The sequence below is a fragment of the Flavisolibacter ginsengisoli DSM 18119 genome (genome assembly GCF_900129295.1).
In the GTDB taxonomy this organism is placed as follows: domain Bacteria; phylum Bacteroidota; class Bacteroidia; order Chitinophagales; family Chitinophagaceae; genus Flavisolibacter; species Flavisolibacter ginsengisoli.
In genome coordinates this window covers 246,778-267,787 of record NZ_FQUU01000004.1, presented here as the reverse complement: position 1 = coordinate 267,787, position 21,010 = coordinate 246,778, and the positions used below count along the sequence as shown (strand labels likewise).

19 protein-coding genes are annotated in these 21,010 nt (G+C 40.2%); 12 read left to right on the top strand and 7 right to left on the bottom strand.

Annotation, left to right across the window (positions count from 1 at the left end; translation table 11 throughout):
* Positions 1–98 precede the first annotated feature (98 nt).
* Positions 99–1,913 (top strand): T9SS type A sorting domain-containing protein, encoded by a 1,815-nt coding sequence (locus tag BUA53_RS06700; RefSeq protein ID WP_072834581.1) that lies wholly within the window; start codon positions 99–101, stop codon positions 1,911–1,913.
* Between the two features lie 341 nt (positions 1,914–2,254).
* On the opposite strand, the gene BUA53_RS06695 is transcribed toward BUA53_RS06700, so the two are convergent.
* Both BUA53_RS06695 and BUA53_RS06690 read right to left on the bottom strand, forming a co-directional pair.
* Entirely contained in the window at positions 2,255–2,797 is a 543-nt protein-coding gene (locus BUA53_RS06695) for a GRAM domain-containing protein (protein WP_072834580.1), read from the bottom strand.
* A 148-nt stretch (positions 2,798–2,945) separates the two neighbouring features.
* A complete protein-coding gene (locus tag BUA53_RS06690; RefSeq protein WP_072834579.1) occupies positions 2,946–3,740 on the bottom strand; it encodes a hypothetical protein in 795 nt (264 codons plus the stop codon).
* A gap of 597 nt (positions 3,741–4,337) precedes the next feature.
* Here BUA53_RS06690 and BUA53_RS06685 point away from each other — a divergent pair.
* From BUA53_RS06685 to BUA53_RS06660, 6 genes are all read left to right on the top strand, one after another.
* Positions 4,338–4,658, top strand: coding sequence for an ArsR/SmtB family transcription factor (locus tag BUA53_RS06685; RefSeq protein ID WP_072834578.1), 321 nt, complete (start codon positions 4,338–4,340; stop codon positions 4,656–4,658).
* Positions 4,655–5,152, top strand: a complete 498-nt coding sequence (locus BUA53_RS06680; RefSeq protein ID WP_072834577.1) for an SRPBCC family protein — start codon at positions 4,655–4,657, stop codon at positions 5,150–5,152. Before BUA53_RS06685 ends, BUA53_RS06680 begins: the two co-directional genes overlap by 4 nt.
* The gene (locus BUA53_RS06675; RefSeq protein WP_072834576.1) at positions 5,149–5,358 is read left to right on the top strand and encodes a hypothetical protein; all 210 of its coding nucleotides are present in this window, start codon (positions 5,149–5,151) and stop codon (positions 5,356–5,358) included. The genes BUA53_RS06680 and BUA53_RS06675 overlap by 4 nt, the downstream gene beginning before the upstream one ends.
* A 35-nt stretch (positions 5,359–5,393) precedes the next feature.
* Positions 5,394–5,834, top strand: a complete 441-nt coding sequence (locus tag BUA53_RS06670) for a VOC family protein (protein ID WP_072834575.1) — start codon at positions 5,394–5,396, stop codon at positions 5,832–5,834.
* Positions 5,835–6,002: 168 nt separating this feature from the next.
* The gene (locus BUA53_RS06665; protein ID WP_084079866.1) at positions 6,003–6,953 is read left to right on the top strand and encodes an MBL fold metallo-hydrolase; all 951 of its coding nucleotides are present in this window, start codon (positions 6,003–6,005) and stop codon (positions 6,951–6,953) included.
* 206 nt (positions 6,954–7,159) lie between these two features.
* Positions 7,160–7,720, top strand: coding sequence for a GNAT family N-acetyltransferase (locus tag BUA53_RS06660; protein ID WP_072834574.1), 561 nt, complete (start codon positions 7,160–7,162; stop codon positions 7,718–7,720).
* A 148-nt stretch (positions 7,721–7,868) separates the two neighbouring features.
* Here the strand turns inward: BUA53_RS06660 and BUA53_RS06655 are convergent, their stop codons facing one another.
* On the bottom strand, positions 7,869–8,537 hold the full coding sequence (locus BUA53_RS06655) for a GldM family protein (RefSeq protein WP_072834573.1): 669 nt from the start codon (positions 8,535–8,537) through the stop codon (positions 7,869–7,871).
* Between the two features lie 120 nt (positions 8,538–8,657).
* Positions 8,658–9,353, bottom strand: a complete 696-nt coding sequence (locus BUA53_RS06650; RefSeq protein WP_072834572.1) for a DUF4386 domain-containing protein — start codon at positions 9,351–9,353, stop codon at positions 8,658–8,660.
* Between the two features lie 169 nt (positions 9,354–9,522).
* On the opposite strand from BUA53_RS06650, the gene BUA53_RS06645 reads away from it, so the two are divergent.
* A complete protein-coding gene (locus BUA53_RS06645; RefSeq protein ID WP_072834571.1) occupies positions 9,523–10,401 on the top strand; it encodes a pirin family protein in 879 nt (292 codons plus the stop codon).
* Between the two features lie 651 nt (positions 10,402–11,052).
* Here the strand turns inward: BUA53_RS06645 and BUA53_RS06640 are convergent.
* Positions 11,053–12,378, bottom strand: a complete 1,326-nt coding sequence (locus BUA53_RS06640) for an ABC1 kinase family protein (RefSeq protein ID WP_072834570.1) — start codon at positions 12,376–12,378, stop codon at positions 11,053–11,055.
* A 9-nt stretch (positions 12,379–12,387) separates the two neighbouring features.
* Complete coding sequence (locus BUA53_RS06635) at positions 12,388–13,044, bottom strand: TetR family transcriptional regulator C-terminal domain-containing protein (RefSeq protein ID WP_072834569.1); 657 nt, start codon at positions 13,042–13,044, stop codon at positions 12,388–12,390.
* A 479-nt stretch (positions 13,045–13,523) separates the two neighbouring features.
* On the opposite strand from BUA53_RS06635, the gene BUA53_RS06630 reads away from it, so the two are divergent.
* The 4 genes from BUA53_RS06630 to BUA53_RS06615 all read left to right on the top strand — a co-directional run bounded on the left by BUA53_RS06630 (position 13,524) and on the right by BUA53_RS06615 (position 19,135).
* Entirely contained in the window at positions 13,524–14,144 is a 621-nt protein-coding gene (locus tag BUA53_RS06630; RefSeq protein ID WP_072834568.1) for a response regulator, read from the top strand.
* A gap of 880 nt (positions 14,145–15,024) precedes the next feature.
* A complete protein-coding gene (locus BUA53_RS06625) occupies positions 15,025–18,039 on the top strand; it encodes a hybrid sensor histidine kinase/response regulator (RefSeq protein WP_072834567.1) in 3,015 nt (1,004 codons plus the stop codon).
* Between the two features lie 12 nt (positions 18,040–18,051).
* Positions 18,052–18,492: a response regulator gene (locus BUA53_RS06620; protein WP_072834566.1), complete on the top strand. Its 441-nt coding sequence runs from the start codon at positions 18,052–18,054 to the stop codon at positions 18,490–18,492.
* Positions 18,493–18,502: 10 nt separating this feature from the next.
* On the top strand, positions 18,503–19,135 hold the full coding sequence (locus BUA53_RS06615) for a response regulator (RefSeq protein WP_072834565.1): 633 nt from the start codon (positions 18,503–18,505) through the stop codon (positions 19,133–19,135).
* A gap of 215 nt (positions 19,136–19,350) precedes the next feature.
* Here the strand turns inward: BUA53_RS06615 and BUA53_RS06610 are convergent, their stop codons facing one another.
* Positions 19,351–20,697, bottom strand: a complete 1,347-nt coding sequence (locus BUA53_RS06610; protein WP_072834564.1) for an MEDS domain-containing protein — start codon at positions 20,695–20,697, stop codon at positions 19,351–19,353.
* Between the last annotated feature and the right edge of the window lie 313 nt (positions 20,698–21,010).

Genomic DNA, 21,010 nt, shown 5'->3' with positions numbered 1-21,010 from the left:
CTGCTCACGCCCCCTACGAATAGCCTTTTACTTATCCTGCTCTATTCTGCAAGCTCTATCAGGAACCATGCAACAATCTTAACGCTTAAAAAAAGATTATGAAAAAGCTTTTCCTTTTTAATGCATTTTACCTGCTTTTAATAATAGCAGGTTATTCACAGTATTTTGGTATATCCCAAACTTATAACGATATAGCCGTTAGCCGTCAAGGCAAGATAGTGGCCGTTGGTGGTCCGGGCCGTATGATCACCTCCTTGGGCATTTATTACAACGACTGGTCAACAGGTATGGGTATAGACTGGCAGGGCGAAAAATTTATTGTAATAGGAGACAAGATGGGACGCTTTAATACCGATGGAACGCCTGACCAAAGCTTTGGTACCGGTGGCACAGTAAGCATTGCCGGAACAGATGTGAAAGTTCTTTGCAATGGCAAAATATTAACTGCCGGTGGTAGTATCACACGACTGCTTCCCGATGGAGCAACAGATCCTTCTTTTGGTACCAATGGGGTTGCCAGTGCAAGCTTTCCCATTACAAAGATTGCTGTTACACCGGATGCAAAGATCGTAGCCATAGGAGATCACCAGGTCACACGCTTCAATGAGAATGGCACCCCTGATCCTTCCTTTACACAAGTTGTCATCCCAAATGGAGTAAACAATTTCAGTGAGCTGGCTATACAAACAGATGGTAAGATATTGGTTTCCGCTACCTACACACCTGCAAACGGCACGTCAGCCTTCGCCTTGTTGCGTTTTAATGCGGATGGTTCACTGGACAACAGCTTTAGTGGCGATGGAATGGTGACACTGGATATTAATCATTACAATGATTATGCAGTTTCTGTAGGCTTGCAGGCAGACGGCAAAATACTACTTGCCGGCACGGCAGGTCTGTTTCAGTGCCCTTGTCCTACTGTGCCTAATATTTCTATGGCGGTGGCACGGTTCACTGCAGACGGAACGTTGGATGAAAGTTTTGGTGAACCTACTACACTCAATATATACAACACCGCTCCACCAAACGAGATAAGTTTTGATGGAAAGGGTAAAACTGTCCTGGGAAGTTTCTTAAGGGCAACGGCTATGGCCTTGTACCAGGACTCTATTTATCTTGTTGGAACAACAACTCCTGCAACTAAGGGAGGTAGTACATATGCCTACATGACATCCCTTCATAATGACACCTATCCATTACCAGCTTTCAACGCTGCCGGCATAAGTGCTACGATCCCTGATACTTATGCCCTGCTAAAGGGTACATCGCCTAATACGGTTTACTTAGGATATGCACCTGCATCAGGCATTACTTTAACGGCACAAACAGACAACACGGGACCTTATACCTATGCATGGAACACTGGTGCCACAACGAAGTCCATTACAGTATCTCCAACAACTTCAACAACCTATAGTGTCACTATCACACAGGGTTCAGGATGCTCCGTTACAATTAGCAAAACAATTGCTGTGGCAGATGTACGCTGCGGCAATAAGAATGATAAAGTTGAGTTATGCCAGGCAAATCCTTCAGGCAAGCCAAATAACATTTGTGTCAGTGGTTCAGCCGTACCTGCACAATTGGCAAGAGGAGCATACCTGGGCAACTGTATCACTTCTCCGCAGCAAGAACCAGTTACAAAGTCAGATTTCTTAAAAGGAAATGGTTTGAAAGTTTTCACATTCAACAACCCAAGCCACTCTGCTTTTACAGTGGATGTACAAAGTATAAACAGTGATGAGAAAGTGTATATACAGATATATAGTGCAGAAGGTAAGGTGAAGGAAGCTTTGACCATTAACCCCAACACCCGCCTTGAGGTTGGAAGCAATTACCCGGCAGGATTATATTTTGCTGAAGTGATGCAGGGAGAACAACACCAGACCATCAGGCTACTTAAACTTAAATAACACGAATAAAAAGCCGGATGAGCTACAACTTAGTGATGACAATAGACTGCAGGACATTAGGGGCATATAAATGCGAATAACATTATTATGCGCGTGTTAACAAACCTGCGAAAATTTAGATAGATCAGCCAATACCTGCCTTGAAGCATATATAGCTTTATGGCAGGTATTCTGGATACTTAACCTGTGATGACTTGTTATATTACTGTTTTCATCTGGTTACCTACCTAATGAATTATAATGCAATTGTATTTCTTTCATACTAACTTGCCCTGTATATATGTCGTTTTGGGAGAAGCCTGGTAAAACACTTCATGTAAGCATGCAGGGCAATGTAATTTTTATTGTTCTACGGATTGTAAGCTATTCTTTTCTTTTAATTGAAACATCCATTCTTCTGGTTCCTGGACAGCAAACTTTTCAATGACATTGCCAGAGGTTGTAACTGATAGCCCGTTATTGATGATGCCATAGGTGCTATACCTATGCACCTCGTCAACGTCTGATAAATTAATCGAGAATTCATGATTCTGGATATTAAAGTTGTGGGACTTAAATATCAATCTCTTATTGGTGAGGTATAATTTACCACCTACACCTTCAACTCCCTGGAAATGATTGGCACCTGTACTAAATACAATGGTTTCATTGCTAGCAGTGTCAATATTTGTACCGTTCTTTAAAAATTTGGAATTAGCAAATAATCCAATCAGCCATCCAAATAGGAACCCCGCAAGAGCTCCTCCAAACAATGACGAGGCAATTATTATAATAAGATTTTGAGTGGAAAGATCATCACGGGTGAGCAAATTTTGGAGAATGAAAAATAGGGATGTTACAATTCCGAAAATTAGTCCTGATCTGACTTTGTTCTTCTGGTCCATTTTATAGAAGTTATGTTTTGGTGGGAACGGTTTATAACAGAAAACATTTAAGAAAACTGGAATTTCCAAACCAAGTGTTTCCTTTTTGTTCTGCCAGGCATAAAGATAATTTAGCGATTTTGTATTTCATAGTCCTGGAACATGCTTATTACCTTACCGCCATTATTTTCCCACAGCCTGCATATTTTATCCCTTCAATAAGCGAAAGGCTTTTGGCAGTTCCCATTTCAATGCCCATGGTAAGCACAAGGCTAAAATGATCATTCGGTGGTATAGCAGGCAACGTCAACTCCAGGTTTATAGCCTCAGTTTGTGTATGAACTGCCATCCATGCTGTCTTCACTACTCCCGGGCGAAAACCTTCATAACTTCCAATGGGCCTGTACCTGACCTGGTGGTAGTAAAGATCTGGCACAATGGAAAGAGCTGCCACCACCCTGAAAAATGGATGAACAGTGGGAGGGATGAAGTTTACTCCTTTTATTAATGCAGGTACGTTAACCAGGGCTTTTAGTTCTTCCCTTAACACAGTGCAGCCAACAGGGTTTTGTATCACAGATTCAAAAGGATGCCATTTGTTTAGGTTAAAGCCTTCTAACAACCCCCTGTTTAAGGAAAGAATAACCGACCGTTTTCCATATTCTGTTTCGGTGTCCAGTTGTTGTATGGGCAACAGCAGTGCATTGAGGTTTGAAAGGTTATCACTGTCTGCAATAAGTTTCAGGGCATGGTATCCATCCCTTATCCATTTAGCGGCCGTTGAGCGTCCGCCAAATTCTTTATTTACCCTTCGTGTATTGTCGTATGAAGGTTTGGTGTCCACATCTTTTTTGCTGGGACCATAGCGTGGTCGAAGAATCACCCGGTTGCTGCCTTTGCGTTTAAAGGCTGATATTCCATCCAGCTTCCCGGTAAAGGCAAGTGGACCTGTTAGTCTGGCCATTGTTATAGTTTTTATAGGATAATAGAATAATTACAATGCTAAAATACTAAAAATCTTAGTAAAAAACAATGGCCATCCATAAAATAAAACCGAATGAAAAAAGTATGTTACTGGTATGTAACGGTTCTTTAAAGAGCCGTTACATAGGCGGCACAGAGCCGTTACATAGCCGTTACATAGGCGTTGCATAATAGAAGGACCAAGGAAGCAATTTTTATGTAAAGGAGGGGTGTGAGGATGCTTATAAAAATTAAGCCTTTTATATGAACCTGCTTGTACGCCTGGAGAATAAAACTGGACCAATATATTTTTCCATTATAGCTGCGGGATAAAGAAATGATTTGCAGTAAGGATTACCTATTCTAATTCCGTAAGGCTGAAAGGTTATGGTTGTAAAGGGTTCGGAAAAGCCTGGTATGAAATAATAAGTAGTGCGGATTCATCACACTCATTTAAGTATTACAGTATAGAGGTGGAAATGATAATAGTTTTCCTGTTATTTAATTTTTTTTAAAAAAAAGTTGAATAAATAATAGGAAACCGAAAAGTTGCGCATATATTTGCAACTGATTGGTTTCCTAAAATAAAGTAAACAATATGAGAAGGGATATTTTCCAGGCAATAGCTGACCCGACAAGGCGGGCTATTATAGCCTTAATAGCATTGCAGGCAATGACACCTAATGCCATTGCCGAAAATTTCAATACTACCAGGCAGGCTGTTTCAAAACACCTTCGCATTTTAACGGAATGTGATTTAGTAAAGCAGGAGCAACAGGGGAGGGAGATCTATTATTCACTTGAAATAGAAAAGATGAAAGAAATTGACAAATGGCTAAGCCAATACAGGAAAATCTGGGAAACCAGGTTCAATCAGCTTGACAATGTATTATCAACTATTAAAAAACATAAAAAATGAACACTGCCTTATTATTTGATTTTACCGTAGACAAAGCGGCCAAGACTGTAAATATTACCAGGGAATTTGACGCCGAACTTCCATTGGTATGGGATGCATTTACCAAATCAGAATTACTAGATCAATGGCTGGCACCCAAACCTATGGTATGCAAAACAAAATACCAGGATTTCAAAGTGGGAGGCAAAAGATTTTATGCTATGGTAAGCCCCGAAGGCGTGGAACGTTGGGCCATCCAGGAATATACTTCCATCAGTCCCAAAACTAATTTTAAAATGTACAATGCTTTTGCAGACAAAGATGAAAATCCTGAACTCCCCGGTTCTGAATGGGATCATTCTTTCAGCGAGCATAATGGAACAACAAAGGTGTACATCTCTATCTATAATGAATCTCTTGAAAGACTCGAGAGAATACTTGATGGCTTCACAATAGGAATGAAAATGTCGTTAAGTAACCTTGAAAATCTCCTGGCTACATTATCACATAAATGATCTACGTTTTCAAAACAACTGTCAGAACGAAAATCCAGGCAAAAAAGCTAAAGCCGCATATTGACCAATTACTGGTTAAGGCAAAATGGAATTTTGACCTTGATGACTGCGACAAGGTTTTGCGTATTGACAGCGAAGAAAATATTATTTCTCCTATAATCAGCCTGCTGAGAAATAACCAATTTGAATGTGAAGAACTGGAATAAAGAAACAATGATTAGTTAACTTAAAAATTGAAGCTATGGCACTTATCAATCCCTACATTCATTTCAATGGAAATGCCGAAGAAGCATTTACATTTTACAAAACAGTATTCGGCGGTGAATTTTCAAAGGTTATGCGTTACAAAGATCTTGCAAGTTCTGAATTCCAAATACCCGAAAATGATGCCAACAGGCTTATGCACATTGCATTGCCCATTAGAAAAAGTAATATGTTGATGGGTAGTGATGTGTTAGAGGTTATGGGAACGGTGACGGAACATGATAACAGGAATACGATTTCAATTAGTGCTGAAAGCCGGGAAGAAGCAGACAAGTTATTCAAAGGGTTATCAGAGGGTGGAAAAGTAGAAATGCCAATGGCTGACGGCCCTTTGGGTTTCTATTTTGGAATGTTTGCGGACAAATATGGTATACAATGGATGGTAAATTTTGACCCGGAGAATAACTGGCAAAATTAAATCAGCTAAATAGCCTAATGCTGCCGAGGTGTGGTGTAAATAGGAATAGACTCATATATTTTTCGGGAATGGTATTTTGAATTTTAAGGACATCACCTGTTTAAGTTATGATTTGATGTGTCTCAAATGTATGCACGCTTCCTTGATATAGTTGTATATTCATAGAAGATGCGCTTGCTATTAACATGCATATTGTCCTTTCTTTTCTTTTTTAGTTTTGGCCAGGTTACAGGAGGGATAGATACGAGTCATTCCAAACAACCTATTATAAAAGTTACCTTATTGGGTACAGGCACACCTCAACCTATTATGGAGCGGTTTGGCCCGAGTATTCTTGTGCAGGCAGGAAGTGAAACTTTGCTTTTTGATGCTGGAAGAGGTTGTTTGCAAAGGCTACGGCAAATAAATATTGCTTATGACAAGATCTCAGCATTGTTTCTAACACACCTTCATTCTGATCATATAGTTGGACTCCCGGATCTGTGGCTATCGGGTTGGCTTGTATCAAGAAGAGTTGTTCCACTCAATGTATATGGCCCATCAGGCACTTCTGAAATGCTGATTAATTTACGAAAGGCATTTGCTTTTGACATCAGGATGCGTGTGGAAGATGATAAAAGATCAGAGGAAGGCAGTAAGTTTCTGACTACCGAAATACAACAAGGTGTTGTGTATGATAAAAATGGAGTTAAGGTTATTGCCATAGAAGTAGATCATTTTCCTGTGGTCCCTGCTTTTGGTTATCGAATAGAATATAATGGACATTCGGTTGTATTATCAGGCGACACCAGGTATTCAGAAAATCTATCCAGGTTTGCCAGGGGGACCGATCTATTAATACATGAAGTTGCCATAGCTCCGGACTCTTTAAGCAAGTCGGATCCCCAATACAATATACTGATGCATCATACCACTCCTGAACAAGCTGCCAAAGTTTTTAATACTGTACGTCCGGGGCTTGCTGTTTATTCCCATATTGTCAAGATCCGTGGTCTTACTGAAGATGAAATAATGAAAAAAACAAAGGCCCATTATGATGGGAAAGTTACTATGGGTGAAGATTTAATGAGCTTTTCAATTGGTGATTCTATTTCTGTAAATAGATGGAAAAATAAATGATCTCTCATGAGATCTTATTATAGTTTTATTGGAATAAACAATAAGCAATAGCCTGGGATATATCCTGCAGCCTGTGACTGGATCCTGTTTCACATCTCAAACTTTTTTATCTTACGTTGCACACTAAACTAACTTTTCAATTTATATTGAAGATTAATTTTCTATGCCGGCAACCCATAAGAGTATTGAGTTAAAAGAACCATGATATGCATTTTGACCTGCAACCCATATTGGAAAACGACAAGGCTATATTATATCCATTAAAGGAAACTGATTTTGAAGAATTGTATGCTGTGGCATCAAATCCTAAGATTTGGGAACAGCATCCTACTAATGACCGATGGAAGAAAGAAGTTTTTCGTAATTTTTTTGATGGAGCCATTCAAAGCAAAGGTGCTTTTAAAGTAATTGACAGATCAAGCGGCAAGGTGGCCGGAAGTACCCGCATTTACGATTTTAATGCCGAAGAAAATAGTATAATGATAGGCTATACCTTTTATGGTACTGAATATTGGGGCAAGGGCATTAATCCCTCGGTTAAAGCGCTTTTGCTCGATTATCTCTTTGACTTTGTTTCTTGTGTAAATTTCCAGGTAGGTGCTATTAATATCCGCTCTCAAATAGCCATTGGCCGGTTAGGGGCTAAAAAGGTGGGAAAGCAGGAAGTGGCCTATTTTGGAGAAACCCCAAAGCTCAATTTTACCTATAGAATTGAAAAGGATGCCTGGCTTGCCAGGAGAACAAGTATACCTGGAAACAAACAGTAAATACCTATAGGTTTCCAATATAAATGCATCCCTGTCTTTCAATTGTATCCACGACTGCCCTAAAGGTTGCCAGGTTAAGGTAAACTACGCAAGATAGTACTACCAGGATCTTTGTGTAAGCCCACTATTCAATCATTTAACTATTTAGCTATTGTATGTAATACACCAAAGAAGGGATCTTCAATTCTTTCCCGGAAGGATCTTTTACACGGATCTTGTCAATGGTAACCATTTCTCCTGGTTTTGCATATTGGTCTATTAATTGCTTAGCCCTGGGAGTAAAAAGGGCACTCGCACAATCGGCAGTCCTGATATTACCCTGGTCATCACCCACTGTAAATGTAAATCCAGTCACCTCGTACCTAACTTCAAAAGGGAAATCTTTAAGGAATACCCCGAGACCAGGCTGGGAGCTGAAAGAGTCAGCCTTTATTTTACTACCAGATGAATAACCTCCCACAGTAGCGAAAGGAGCAGGTAAACTGCGAACTCTGAAAGGAGAGGAGCCAGCTATTTTCCCATCAACATACACATTCACCAAACACTCATCGGTCAGATCTGTAACCTGCACATTATAGAGGCCTGATCCAAGTTTTGATACTGTGCCTCCACCACCTGTAACCGTAACAGTAACTTTTTCATCACTGCCATTGGAAGCTGCAACTGATAAAGGATTATCAACGCCAATGTAAAGCACATTCATTTTGTTTGGTGCAATGGCAATATTGGTCTGACCAAACGTATAAATAGAGCTGCCTAATAAGCTGGCAGCAATTAAAAGCAGTTTGAATGCTTTTCCAGCAATGCTAAAGTTCATTTCGCTTTGGTTTTAATGAGTATAAATCGAGTTGAATGGAATGATCCTTTAAATTACAAAAAAGTATTATTCAAAGTGAAGAATCAAAAGGTTTCCTGTAAAATTCTTATACATAAGTTCTTAGTTCATTTCCTTTATTCGCCAGCCTTTTATTAGTAACCATAGCATAAAAATCAATTCACCGTAAAAAGTGTATTTAGCAAAATCAACATTAATGGTTGGAAACAGGTAGGGTCTTACATTGGTTAACAGGTAACCGAAACCAGTAATAATCAATACTATACCTAATATAAAAGGGATATAGCCGGATCTCATCACTAAATATCCAAGCAGAACCAGGTGAATGCTAAAAAAGATCAGCCCAAAATACCAGCTGCTTTTAAAAGATTTGAGTAATAACATTATTTCAGCATTCAACTGGCCTGGTTGAAAAACATTTAGATAGTCGGAAGTATTTACTATCCGGTAAACAGTAACCAGATTAAGGAGTGCAAGCAGGGCAATGACAGTATAGATCCACCTGAATATAGCTGTTAGTAAAGAAAGATATTCATTTACAGGTTTTAGTAAAATATACAGCGCCCATGCAACAATAACATCAGCAATAAATGTAAGCAGGTATCCGAATAACACATAAATATACAGTCCCTTGTTGACAGCGATATTGTTTATAGTTTCTGTAGCATTGCCTGGAACTATAAGCTTTGGATAGGCATAAAGCTCAACAAACGGTGCAGCAATTACCATAACCAGCAAGCTGAACCCGGCAATGAGAGACGCAGTGCGAAGAGAAGTTTTAGTTGTATTTTCTTTCATCTTGTGCAAGTGTATTTAATTATTATAAGGCAGGCAATTGATGGTCTATAAACAACCGGTATTGGTATACGAATAACGATTTGCCTAACCAGAATCAAGTTTTTTTCTTACCATACATCAATGCCGGGGCTAATCCGGCATAGTAGATTTGTGTAGTAAATGAAATATTATGGCAACAAAAAATATTGAAGTGATTGTTCCTCCCGGTGAGCCTCATTATGTGGGAGATGGATTCAGGGTACACAACTTCATTCCTGGCGGCTATAGGCTTGATATGAAAAGGATGAACCCTTTTATTATGCTGGATTATAACTCTAAATTTTATTTTCACCCAACGGATAAGCCCAGGGGTGTTGGCGTGCACCCACATAGAGGGTTTGAGACCGTTACCATAGCTTATAAAGGCAGGGTAGCCCACCATGATAGCTCAGGCGGCGGCGGTGTAATTGCCGAAGGTGATGTGCAATGGATGACCGCAGCTTCAGGAGTGCTGCACAAGGAGTACCACGAAGAAAACTTCAGCAGGGAAGGTGGTGATTTCCAGATGGTGCAACTATGGGTAAACCTTCCTGCCAAATTTAAAATGAGCCAGCCTGCATACCAGAGCCTCTCCAATGATAGCATTAATAAATATCAATTGCCGGGTAATGCAGGATTGATAGAAGTGATAGCCGGGCAATATGAAGATGTAAAAGGATCTGCAACCAGCTTTACACCACTGCATTTGTTCAATGCAAAATTGAATAGGGATGGCAAGGCAACATTTACTTTCCCTGCAAATTATAATACAGCCTTGCTGGTTATCGAAGGAAGTATTCTTGTGAATGGTACAGAGGAGGTGCCTGCAGATCATTTTGCATTATTCGAAAATGAAGGTGATAGATTTGAAGTCCAAGCCCTGGAAGATGCTATCGTCCTGGTATTAAGTGGTGAACCAATTAACGAGCCTATAGCTGCTCAAGGTCCATTTGTAATGAATACAAAAGCAGAACTATTGCAGGCCATAAACGATTTTAATATGGGAAAGTTTGGTTTCCTGGAACCATAGGGAAGCCTGGAGTCGGGAGAAAGAAAAGTTTATGGTTTTTGGTTTTTTGTTTCTGGTTCTTTAGGTTGAAGAGAATTTCCAGGATGCAGTCTAATCTTAAGAACCAAACAAAAAGACTACAATATTAATGGCAGCCAACCTATACATTTCCTTTCGTAACCAGTATCGCAAAGGATGCAGAGGTTCGCAGAGAAGAGGGCAAGACTCTTTACAATTGCATCATTCTGAAACATTTGGAGAGCCCTGTATGGGCGGTATTTTGGTAGAAGACATCATAGAAGGATCACTAAGCCCCAGCAGGGCGACATTTTTTAGCTGTAAATTCTCAGCATGTCTTTCCTAATAAGTTATTGAATAGAGATTTGTGAATACATGTTCACCATGATTAAATAAAATGTCGCCCTAACAGGGCTTTTCCACCCAAATGCAATGTTTCTGCTACCTAAATATCGCCTCTCTAAGGCTTGGCCGGGGAGAGGCTTATTCCGAAGCATCATTTAGTTGTCTTATTGACTTATACCCATTTGAAGGAGTGCCTGCCTCATTTCTAGCGCTGCCAGTTCTGATCTATTAGTTTTCCTTTCCCTGATATCTCTGCGGATCTTTATTCAGAAGTCTTGCTGTTTGTAGCTGTGGTAAAATATACCAGGGTTAGCTTTTGATAGGTTTTAAATGACGATAATTATTGATAATGGTATTGGTGCATTTCAAATCGTGCATCAGGCTGAATAAACCGAAGAAAGTCCGGTTGATATAAATAAAGTGCCTGGACCCCCTGTTCCCATTCATATTTTTTAACTCTGAGCTTTTTGCATATTTCTGCGCGAGGTTGGCTATCTGTTCAAAAAATGCTTCATCCGAGAAGTTAAAGGTTTCACTGTTAAATGGTTTGGTGAAAAGTGATAATAACTCGTGGAATAGCTGCAGGAAATACTTTTTTTCGGCTTTTGAATCTGAGGGTTTTAATATTTCAAGCTCATATAATTTGGCTTCGAAAATAGATTTGTCAGATAGGCTTTCATCCCTGGCTAATTCGAAATAGGGAGTATAAAAAGCATCAGGGATCTCTTTCACACAGCCAAAATCTATAACGATCAGTTTCTTATCTGAGGAAACAAGGAAGTTTCCCGGGTGAGGGTCGGCATGCACTTTCCTTAGCTTATGCACCTGGAACATATAAAAATCCCAAAGCGTCTGTCCTATAAGGTTAGCAGTTTCTGTATTCTTATTTTGTTTTGTAAACTCTGAAAAATGTTTTCCATGCATCCAGTCCATGGTGATGATACGTTCTGTGGAAAGCTCAGGATAGTAGGAAGGAAATGAAATGTTTGGAATGATGCTGCAGGCATTGGCTATAGCCATGCTTTGCCTGACCTCGTTTAGATAATCTGTTTCTTCCAGGAGTTTACCTTCCACTTCTTTAAAATACTGATCAGAATCCTTCCCTTTGATGTTGAACATTTTCATGGCCACCGGCTTCACCATGGCAAGGTCGGAGGAGATGCTTTCGGCAACACCGGGATATTGTATCTTGATGGCTAACTCCTTGTCATTCTTAAATGCTTTATGCACCTGGCCGATACTAGCGGCATTTATGGCAACAGGATCAAAACGATCAAATATTTCTGAGGGTGCCTTGCCAAAATACTTCCTGAAAGTTTTGATAACAAGCGGCGCTGAAAGGGGAGGAACAGAAAACTGCGCCAGGCTGAATTTTTCAACATAGGCCTGGGGAAGCAGGTTTTTTTCCATGCTAAGCATTTGTGCCACCTTCAGTGCACTGCCTTTCAATTGTTTCAAGCCATCATAAATATCCCTCGCATTCGATTCATCCAGGGTTTCCTTTGCTTCCTCTTTGGTGCTGACCATCTTGTCTCCGTAATACTTTATATAGTTAATTCCAACTTTAGCACCTGTCTGTATTAGCCTGGAAGCACGATGGATCTTCGAGGTGGGTATTTTATCAATGGTTTTCATGGGTCCTTTTTAATTAAAACTTAGTTTTTCTTTCCAGATGAATTTTCCAAGGTCAAGGATATTTTGCTGGTTGAATAGGTTTAATACATCAAACCCCGCATTAAGTGACTTTTCAATAAACAGGTCTGTTTTTTCAAATGCAGGAGAGGTGTCATCCATCCAGAATTTCAGTACCAGTAGCATTTGCATCCAGGAAGCTTCAGCAATGCTTTTGTTTTTGAGCTTCTCCAGTTTATTTACCGGTATTTCCATAGTGTCGAGCTCAAGGCCTTTAATATATTCGAGGAACAGCGTTCGAAAGCCTGATAAGATCTTCAGCTTTTCGAGCTGGTTCCTGTCTTTACCTAATAGGGTCAACACGAGGCTCCTGTTGGCAGATAGCTGTTCAAAAAAAGTGAAATACAAACTAACCAGCTTCGTTTTGGAATCGTACATGCTGTATTCTTCAGTTTGTTCCAAAAGGTCAAGTGTGGACTGGAAAAAATTGGTAAAGATGGATTGTTCAATGCTTTCGAAGGAAGCATAATGCTCATAAAATTCCTGTTCTTCTATACCAAGCTTTTTAGAGAAAATGTACACATTGGCTGGTCGTTCACCATGGGTTAGTATATGATCTACGTACTTGCTGACAATGACCTGTTTATCTATTTTCTTTCCTTTTTTCATAAATAACCTATTTGTATAATAGTTTTAAGCAGTAGCAGGTAGGCTGGTGTAATTCTTTCAGGCAATATGATTTTGCCACAGAATGTATGGGCACTTGCATGCCCGGAGAAATGTGAAGTTACGCTTGTAAAGTGGGTTACCTGACCCATTTTCATTAAGGAAATATTAATGTTGAATGAGCTTTCCCGGAATAAAGACAAGGAATTCACTATCTGTAAACAACCAGTAGGGCAAAAAGTTCACTTATTAGGGTGATGACCAAGGCATAATGGCCATGGGAGGCATTCATCCTAATAAATAGGTATAGTAATCACATCCAGTAATATTGGAAATGCAGGCGATAAAAAATGACTAGGTTTACTTGTGAATATGGAAGCGTTGAAAAATGCCGGAAACATTCATCTTTCCATGAGCCTATGAAAGAACAAAGCTGATGATAAAGGTTTCGTTGAACAATTATAATAACTGATCTTGTTTTTATGCGGATCTTGATTGCAGACGATCATTCAATAGTACGACGAGGCCTGAAAGATATTTTACGGGACGAATTTCCATGGGCTGAAATTACCGAAGTGGGGGATGCAGCAGCCTTGATGGTAAAGATCATCAGGGAGAGCTGGGACATTGTCATCAGCGACCTTTCCATGCCCGGAAGAACTGTTTTGGATGTTTTGCCCGAGATCAGGCAACAAGCACCGAGCTTACCAGTTTTGATCCTGAGTATCTACCCTGAAGAGCAATATGCAATCCGGGCCTTAAAAGCTGGCGCCTCAGGATACCTGAACAAAGACCTCGCTCCTGACGAATTGATTAATGCAGTCCGCCACGTACTTAGTGGACGGAAATATATCACACCATCTGTAGCGGAGAAACTGGCTGATTTTGATGATCGCCACAAACCTGCACATGAGCAGCTATCAAACCGGGAGTTTGAAGTCATGAAATTGCTTGCTGCCGGGAAATCAGTTTCGGAGATCGGCTTACTTTTTCATTTGAGTGCAACAACGATCAGTACCTACCGTGCGAGGATTCTAAAGAAGCTGCACATAAAAACTAATGCAGAAATTATTCAATATGCTATTGCACACCAGTTAATCTAATTTATTTAAGCGTATTTGGGTATAGTAATTGCTTTTTACAATGATGACCAATCCATGCTTCCAGCATTGGTATCGGCTATTGATCTTCTTGTTACATCCCTGCTACGTAAAAACATTTATATCATTTAATCGTTTTTTTTACCGCTTTGTAGAATAACAATGACAGCAACAAGCGGGTTTCTTCTACAAATATTTAAGTGTTTGAACTATCATCCTAGTAAGTTGAATGAATTTCCTTTGTGATCCGAACAGAAAAGGAATAACAAGTGTTCTTATTTCTGGCTCACTCTTAACCATCCTAAATCACCAGCTTCTCTGAATTACTGTTTTTCAGAGTCATAAATGCCACCAGTTCACAATTTCGAATGAAAGCTTATCCTTTCTTTTAGTGGAAGCTAAGAGGAGGGGGGTGGGTAACCGTTGCAGAAATTAAACAGGCGTTAACATGCCCGGGGAGGTTTGGTTTAACCTTCCGGGGAATGCGATAAATATTCATCCAAAATGAAAAACCATAAATTAAAAAAGGCGCTTTAGATGATTAAGGGAGTATGTTTTTTATGTAAAAGACAACAAGGGGGGCTTTGATTTGAAATACGCCAGCAAATTGTTTGGCGTATTTCAGCGCCTTAAGGAGGAATTTGGGGACACAAGGCTGGGTTTGTCCCTGTTCACGTGATCATTTGCAAATATGACAGGGATATTTTGGGCTGACACTTCCCCGAAAGAGGTTTTCAAAAGAAGAGCAGTAAAAGTGGTTAACAGCTTTGTCGGGAACCGATATAGTTCAATGTTTGGCGAATGTAGTAAGTGATGTGGGTTTTTATTGAGTCCTCATCCACCAGCTGTCAACCTGAATAATAAAGCAAACAATCATCGGAAAATGAAAGCAAAATACAAGGTACTCCACCTCGAAGATGTACAAAGCGATGCCGAACTGGCAGCGAGAGAATTACGAAAGAGCATTGAAATCGACCACCTGGTTATTGATTCTGAAAAATCCTACTTACTTGCGCTGGAACAATTCCGTCCCGATGTGATTCTTTGTGATCATTCCCTTCCTTCTTTCAATTCCTTAGAAGCCCTAAAGATCGTTAAGCGGAAAAAACTGCACATTCCCTTTATACTTATCACGTCCAGGATGTCGGAACCGGCAGTTGTAGGTGTGGTAAAAGAAGGAGCCGATGGTTATATTTTAAAAGAGCAGCTAAGGCGCTTGCCCCATGCTGTTTTAAAAGCCATCGAAAAGTACCGGCACGAAAAGGAACAAAAGATACAAGTTGATGAAGCTCATCAAGAAGAACCGATAGCAACAAAAGATTCAAGGGAATTATCTACTAAACTTTTATTGGCTACACAGGTTGCAGGTATCGGAATTTGGGCGTATTCTTTTCAAAAGTGCAAATTTGAGGCCGACGATGTACTGTTATCTTTTTATGGTATTACTACTAGTGAGTTTGATGGCAGTTGCGAACAGTGGATGCAGTTCATTCATCAGGATGATAGAAATAGAGTTCACCAGGAATTTCAAAATGCTTTAGCAACCACTAAAGGTTTTAATACGGTATTCCGCATCGTCTGGCAAGACCAGTCAGTACACGTTATTAAGGCAGTAGCCATAGTTATGAACGATGCCCAGGGATGTCCTGACCGTTTAATTGGGACAAACCAGGACATCACGGACCGCAAGGAAGCGGAAATTGTAGTTTTGGAAAACGAAGCGAAATACCGTTCCATATTTGATAACAGCCTGGATGCTATTTTATTGACGGTCACGGATAGCAATGTGCTGGCTGCCAATCCGGCTGCCTGTGCTATTTTCAAAATGACTGAAGAGGAGATTTGTAAGAAAGGGCGGTTTGGAATTGTTGACGTAACGGATCCCAGGTTGCATGATTTGCTAAGGGAGCGCCGACGAACAGGTAAAGCCAAAGGCGAAATCACATTCGTCAGGGGTGATGGCAGTAAATTTCCGGGTGAGGTTTCTTCTCTTGTCTTTACTGATGCCCAGGGTGATCTCAGAACGTCAATGGTGATCCGGGACATCTCTGAGAGGAAAAAAGCGGAAGAAAAACAATTACGCACTTCCCAATACTTACAGCAGGCATTAGGTGAGCTTAATAAGATTATGGATTCATCTATTGATGTCATCTGCTGTACCGACGCGGAAGGAAGATTTATTAATGTAAGTGCAGCAGCTGAAACGGTTTGGGGCTATAAGCCGGAAGAATTGATTGGTAAGAAATACATCGAGCTCACTTTAGAAGAAGACAAAGCATCTACATTCCTTGTAGCCAAGAAGATTTTAAGCGGCATACCTGTAACAACGTTTGAAAACAGGTTTATCCACAAGAACGGAAACGTGGTTCCTCTTCTTTGGTCTGCCAGGTGGGATGAGAAAGAACAACTGATGTTCAGTATTGCCAAAGATGCCACGGAGAAAAAAGCAATGGAAAAGGCATTGGAAAATGAACGACTTCGTTATTATGAAGTTTTCCACCAGGCACCGTCTGCCATTGCCATTCTAAAAGGGGCTGATCACCGGTTCGAATTGGTAAATCCTTTTTACCTGCAATTGACAGGCAAAAAAGATATCATTGGAAAAACAGTGAGGGAAGTTGTTCCCGAACTCGAAGACCAGGGATTTTTTAAATTGCTTGACCGGGTGTTTTACAGTGGAAAATGTTTTACAGCCAAAGAAATGCTTGCAAAAATTGACAGGAATAATGCCGACCGGCTGGAAGACTGTTATATCAATTTTATCTACCAGCCTTACCGGAATAATAGAGGAGACGTGGAAGGCATTTTCTTTTTTGCCAACGACGTTACGGAACAAGTTGTCTCACGAAAAAAGATTGAGGCTAGCGAAAAACAGTTCAGGCAGATTGTTGAAACCGCACAGGAAGGGATCTGGATGTTGGATGAAAAAAATCAGACCCGGTTAGTTAATGCAAAAATGTGTCGCATACTTGGATATTCGGAAGCAGAAATGATGGGAAAGCCTCCCCATTTTTTTGTCAAACAAAAAGGAAAGAAGCCCGGGCAGAACATGTTCAGTACAGGTATAAATACAGCGATTGACATGTATGAAGACCAGTTTGTGACAAAGTCGGGTAGTGTTGTCTGGGTGCACTTATCTACCAATCCTATTGTTGATGACAACGGTAATTACAAAGGTGCGCTGGCGATGGTGACGGACGTAACGGAGCGAAAGCGCCTGGAAGAAAAAATTGTCCGGCAAAAGGTGCAACAACAAAAAGAAATAACCAAGGCGGCCTTGCAGGTCCAGGAAAATGAACGCAACTTTTTAGGAAGTGAATTGCATGACAACATCAACCAGATCTTAACTGCGGTGAAGCTTCATTTAAAGCATTACCTGGAAAATCCGGATGATAACTTAGAGATCATAACAAACAGTCATGCCTATCTGGAAATGGCGATTGAAGAGATCCGGAAACTTTCACAAAGACTGGTCACCCATCGCTTTGACGAAGACTCTTTTACAGAGGCGATCCGTTTCCTCATCAAAGGTCTTTCAATTGAAAAAATAGTTGCATTCAATGTTGCAGATCTGAATGAAGAGGCTATACATGAAAACATTAAGCTGACAGTTTTCCGGATTGTGCAGGAGCAATTGAACAATATCAGTAAGTATGCAAAAGCAACGAGAGTAACAATAACCATCAGCAACGATACAAAGGAAGTAATCCTTCACATCTGTGATAATGGGGTTGGTTTCAATACCAAGGCCAAGCGTGCCGGTGTCGGACTGACGAATATTTATAACAGGGTTGAGTCCTATAATGGTACAATTGACATCAAGTCGGCACCCGGGCAGGGCTGTAAGCTGCAGTTAAGGATTCCCCTTGCTCAACCGCTCACTTTTTTAAATAATTAAAGACAAGTGCAAATGCCGATTACACTATTGATTACGGACGACAGTACAATCATACTGAAAACATGGAAATACATTTTGGGTTTCGATCCGAGGTTCCAGGTGATTGACACTTGTACAAGCGGTGAAATAGCCGTAGAGCAAGTACAAAAGCTTCACCCGGATATTGTGATCATGGACAGCAACCTGCCGGGAATCAGTGGCATTGAAGCAACAGCAATGATAAGCAAATGTGTTCCGGAAACAAAAGTGTTAGGTTTTTCTTTGCATACCGAACCCATTTATGCCCGGAGTTTTATAGCTGCAGGTGCCGTTGACTATATTGAAAAAACAGTATCTGTTAAAAAAATGGCTGAAACCTTACTACGTATCTATCACAACCAAACCCCTGGCTACCTGGGAAAAGAATTAAAAATGCAAAAGGGTGTATTTGCCAAGGGCATTCATAAAAAATAAAAGTTAAGTCATGAATTCAATTACGATTCTTATTGTTGATGATCATACCCTGATAAGAGAAACCTGGAGCTTCATCCTAAACGCCGATTCACGCTTCAACGTAATTGCTGCGTGCGGAAGTGGGGAAGAAGCGGTTGAACTGGCCAAACAGTTTCGCCCGCATATTGTACTCATGGATATTAACCTTCCCGGAATTAATGGAATTGAAGCAACAGCTTTGATCAGAAAATATGCACCTGGAACGAAGATAGTAGCTATATCACTCCATACACAACCCGCTTTTGTGCAAAAAATAATGCAAAATGGTGCCAGCGGGTATGTGACAAAAAATTCCGGAAGACAGGAAATGGTAAAAGCGATTGAAGAAATTTTCTTTGGAAAAAAATATATCTGCAACAACATCAAGGAAATTATTGCTGAACAAATGATGTTTAATGATGGCCAGCAGAAAGGGATTCATTCGTTAACAACCCGGGAAATAGAAATCATATCACTCATCAAGAAAGGAGATACATCAAAGGAAATTGCAGCCAGTTTATATCTGTCTACAAAAACAGTGGAAGTGCATCGTTATAATATTTTAAAAAAACTGAAGCTTAAAAACTCAGTTTCCCTGGTTGAGTATGTAAATAAAAACGTTTGATTTTACAAGCAAATTCAACTGGCAACCTGGGTCTTTTAGCTTTCCAGTTCAATATAATGCTGAAGAAATCAATCATTTCTCAGCGATTGCTGAAGCCATATATTTGAATTTTGCTTCTACGATCGCTTCGTCTATTTCCTGGATAGAATTTTTCCCAGTTTTCTGGCACTTTTAACATGAATGGCCCATTTTGTATCAGAGAACACTGCCGGGAATTACTTAAGGGGCAACCATGTTGAAATGCATGTTCCGCTTTTTGGAGAACTGCTGATGGTGAAACGGCCATTCAGTTCAGCAACCCTTTCCTTCATGCCCAAAATACCCAATGAGTTACTGGTGTTTAAAACCTGTGGATTAAAGCCCTTACCATTGTCCTTCACCGTCATGGAGATGGCGTCTTTTGCCCGGGCCAGGTGTACCTGAATATGTTTCGCATTGGAATGCCTGGCGATATTGGTAAGCGATTCCTGGAAAATTCGGAACAAAACAGTTTTAACCGGATCAGGCAGCTTAAGATCATGATTGGTTTCTTCAAAAGAGTAATCAATTCCTGTTCTTTTTTTAAATTCATTGAGGTGCCATTCCATGGCGGCTTCCAGACCAATATCGTCTAACAGGCTTGGCCTGAGATCAGCGGAAATTTTTCTTATGGACCTGATAAGATCATCCAATTGTTCGTCCAGCGCTTTCAGCTTTTCAAAGATGGCTTCATCTGTAGCAGCCAACTTTTTATGCAACCATGCAACATCAAATTTCATAGCCATTAAAAGCTGGCCCAGCTCATCGTGTATCTCCCGAGCAATGTGCTTCCTTTCCTGTTCGCGTATGTCTTGGAGATGATTGGAAAGTTTACGCAGATCATTGGTCATTTTTGTTAATTCGGCATTAGCTTCAGAAAGTTCTCCAGTTCTTTCTGCTACTTTTTGTGCCAATTCTTCGTTCATTTTTTTTAACCTGGCTTTGAGCTGTTTTATTTCAGGCACTTCCAGGATGATTAGTTGGCCCTTTCGATTTGTGATGGCGCATTCATGCGCATGTGCCACATCCAGGATAACGGTTGCATCAACATTGGCAAGTTTATACGTACAGAGTACAATAATCTTCCAGTCCGATATAATGGCATTTAACCGCTTTTCATAGTCCATAAAATCTTTCCAATCCTTTAACTCTAGCCAGGCTTCATTTCCATTCACCCGCATACCGTCGAAACCATTTGTCAATGCCTGCTCCAGTTTTGTACCCCATGCTTTAATGACTTTTGCGGAGTTGAACCGGCCCTTGTCGAGATACCATTCATCGTGTTTCAGAATTTCCATATGACCCCGTTGAAGGTGTAGTTCAATGTTGGGAATTTGCTGCTGCAACACTGATATACACTCATCTTTGGTGATCGATTCGGCAATGACCCATAGGCAAAATTCATTGTTCTCCAGGCCCGCTTTCATAAATGGCACCAATAGTTCGTGCATATCTTGTTTGGTTTCATAAAACTGGCAGAAATGCGATCCCCATGCAATGTCACCGAGACCTTCAATTCCTGATTGACGCAATTTTTCAGACATTGGCATATTTGTGGTGAGATGAATATTGTTTACTGATTGCAGGTAATTAAACAATCAGCAGTTGCCCAATTAAATTTACGTATAATAAATGCTATAGGTGCAGTTAGTTTGAGATCACAAATATATCCTGGTAAATCAGATGTGTCATTTCAAGGTTCTGAAGAATAACAGTAATAAATTGATTAGACGCTTTACTATAATTGGGAAATAATCCTGGCAATTTTGCATATTTGTTTGGATTATTGGCAAGCTTGATCGCTAAGTAATAAAAAAAAATATTTATCGCGGAATAATCCTCCCCCTGAACATCATG

Bases quoted from the DNA above. Each gene is read 5' to 3' on its own strand.
- BUA53_RS06610 (WP_072834564.1), bottom strand. From the start codon at position 20,697: ATGTCTGAAAAATTGCGTCAATCAGGAATTGAAGGTCTCGGTGACATT.
- BUA53_RS06690 (WP_072834579.1), bottom strand. From the start codon at position 3,740: ATGGCCAGACTAACAGGTCCACTTGCCTTTACCGGGAAGCTGGATGGA.
- BUA53_RS06655 (WP_072834573.1), bottom strand. From the start codon at position 8,537: ATGAACTTTAGCATTGCTGGAAAAGCATTCAAACTGCTTTTAATTGCT.
- BUA53_RS06685 (WP_072834578.1), top strand. From the start codon at position 4,338: ATGAGAAGGGATATTTTCCAGGCAATAGCTGACCCGACAAGGCGGGCT.
- BUA53_RS06625 (WP_072834567.1), top strand. From the start codon at position 15,025: ATGAAAGCAAAATACAAGGTACTCCACCTCGAAGATGTACAAAGCGAT.
- BUA53_RS06670 (WP_072834575.1), top strand. From the start codon at position 5,394: ATGGCACTTATCAATCCCTACATTCATTTCAATGGAAATGCCGAAGAA.
- BUA53_RS06615 (WP_072834565.1), top strand. From the start codon at position 18,503: ATGAATTCAATTACGATTCTTATTGTTGATGATCATACCCTGATAAGA.
- BUA53_RS06695 (WP_072834580.1), bottom strand. From the start codon at position 2,797: ATGGACCAGAAGAACAAAGTCAGATCAGGACTAATTTTCGGAATTGTA.
- BUA53_RS06640 (WP_072834570.1), bottom strand. From the start codon at position 12,378: ATGAAAACCATTGATAAAATACCCACCTCGAAGATCCATCGTGCTTCC.
- BUA53_RS06680 (WP_072834577.1), top strand. From the start codon at position 4,655: ATGAACACTGCCTTATTATTTGATTTTACCGTAGACAAAGCGGCCAAG.
- BUA53_RS06645 (WP_072834571.1), top strand. From the start codon at position 9,523: ATGGCAACAAAAAATATTGAAGTGATTGTTCCTCCCGGTGAGCCTCAT.
- BUA53_RS06620 (WP_072834566.1), top strand. From the start codon at position 18,052: ATGCCGATTACACTATTGATTACGGACGACAGTACAATCATACTGAAA.
- BUA53_RS06700 (WP_072834581.1), top strand. From the start codon at position 99: ATGAAAAAGCTTTTCCTTTTTAATGCATTTTACCTGCTTTTAATAATA.
- BUA53_RS06635 (WP_072834569.1), bottom strand. From the start codon at position 13,044: ATGAAAAAAGGAAAGAAAATAGATAAACAGGTCATTGTCAGCAAGTAC.
- BUA53_RS06630 (WP_072834568.1), top strand. From the start codon at position 13,524: ATGCGGATCTTGATTGCAGACGATCATTCAATAGTACGACGAGGCCTG.
- BUA53_RS06660 (WP_072834574.1), top strand. From the start codon at position 7,160: ATGCATTTTGACCTGCAACCCATATTGGAAAACGACAAGGCTATATTA.
- BUA53_RS06650 (WP_072834572.1), bottom strand. From the start codon at position 9,353: ATGAAAGAAAATACAACTAAAACTTCTCTTCGCACTGCGTCTCTCATT.
- BUA53_RS06665 (WP_084079866.1), top strand. From the start codon at position 6,003: ATGCGCTTGCTATTAACATGCATATTGTCCTTTCTTTTCTTTTTTAGT.
- BUA53_RS06675 (WP_072834576.1), top strand. From the start codon at position 5,149: ATGATCTACGTTTTCAAAACAACTGTCAGAACGAAAATCCAGGCAAAA.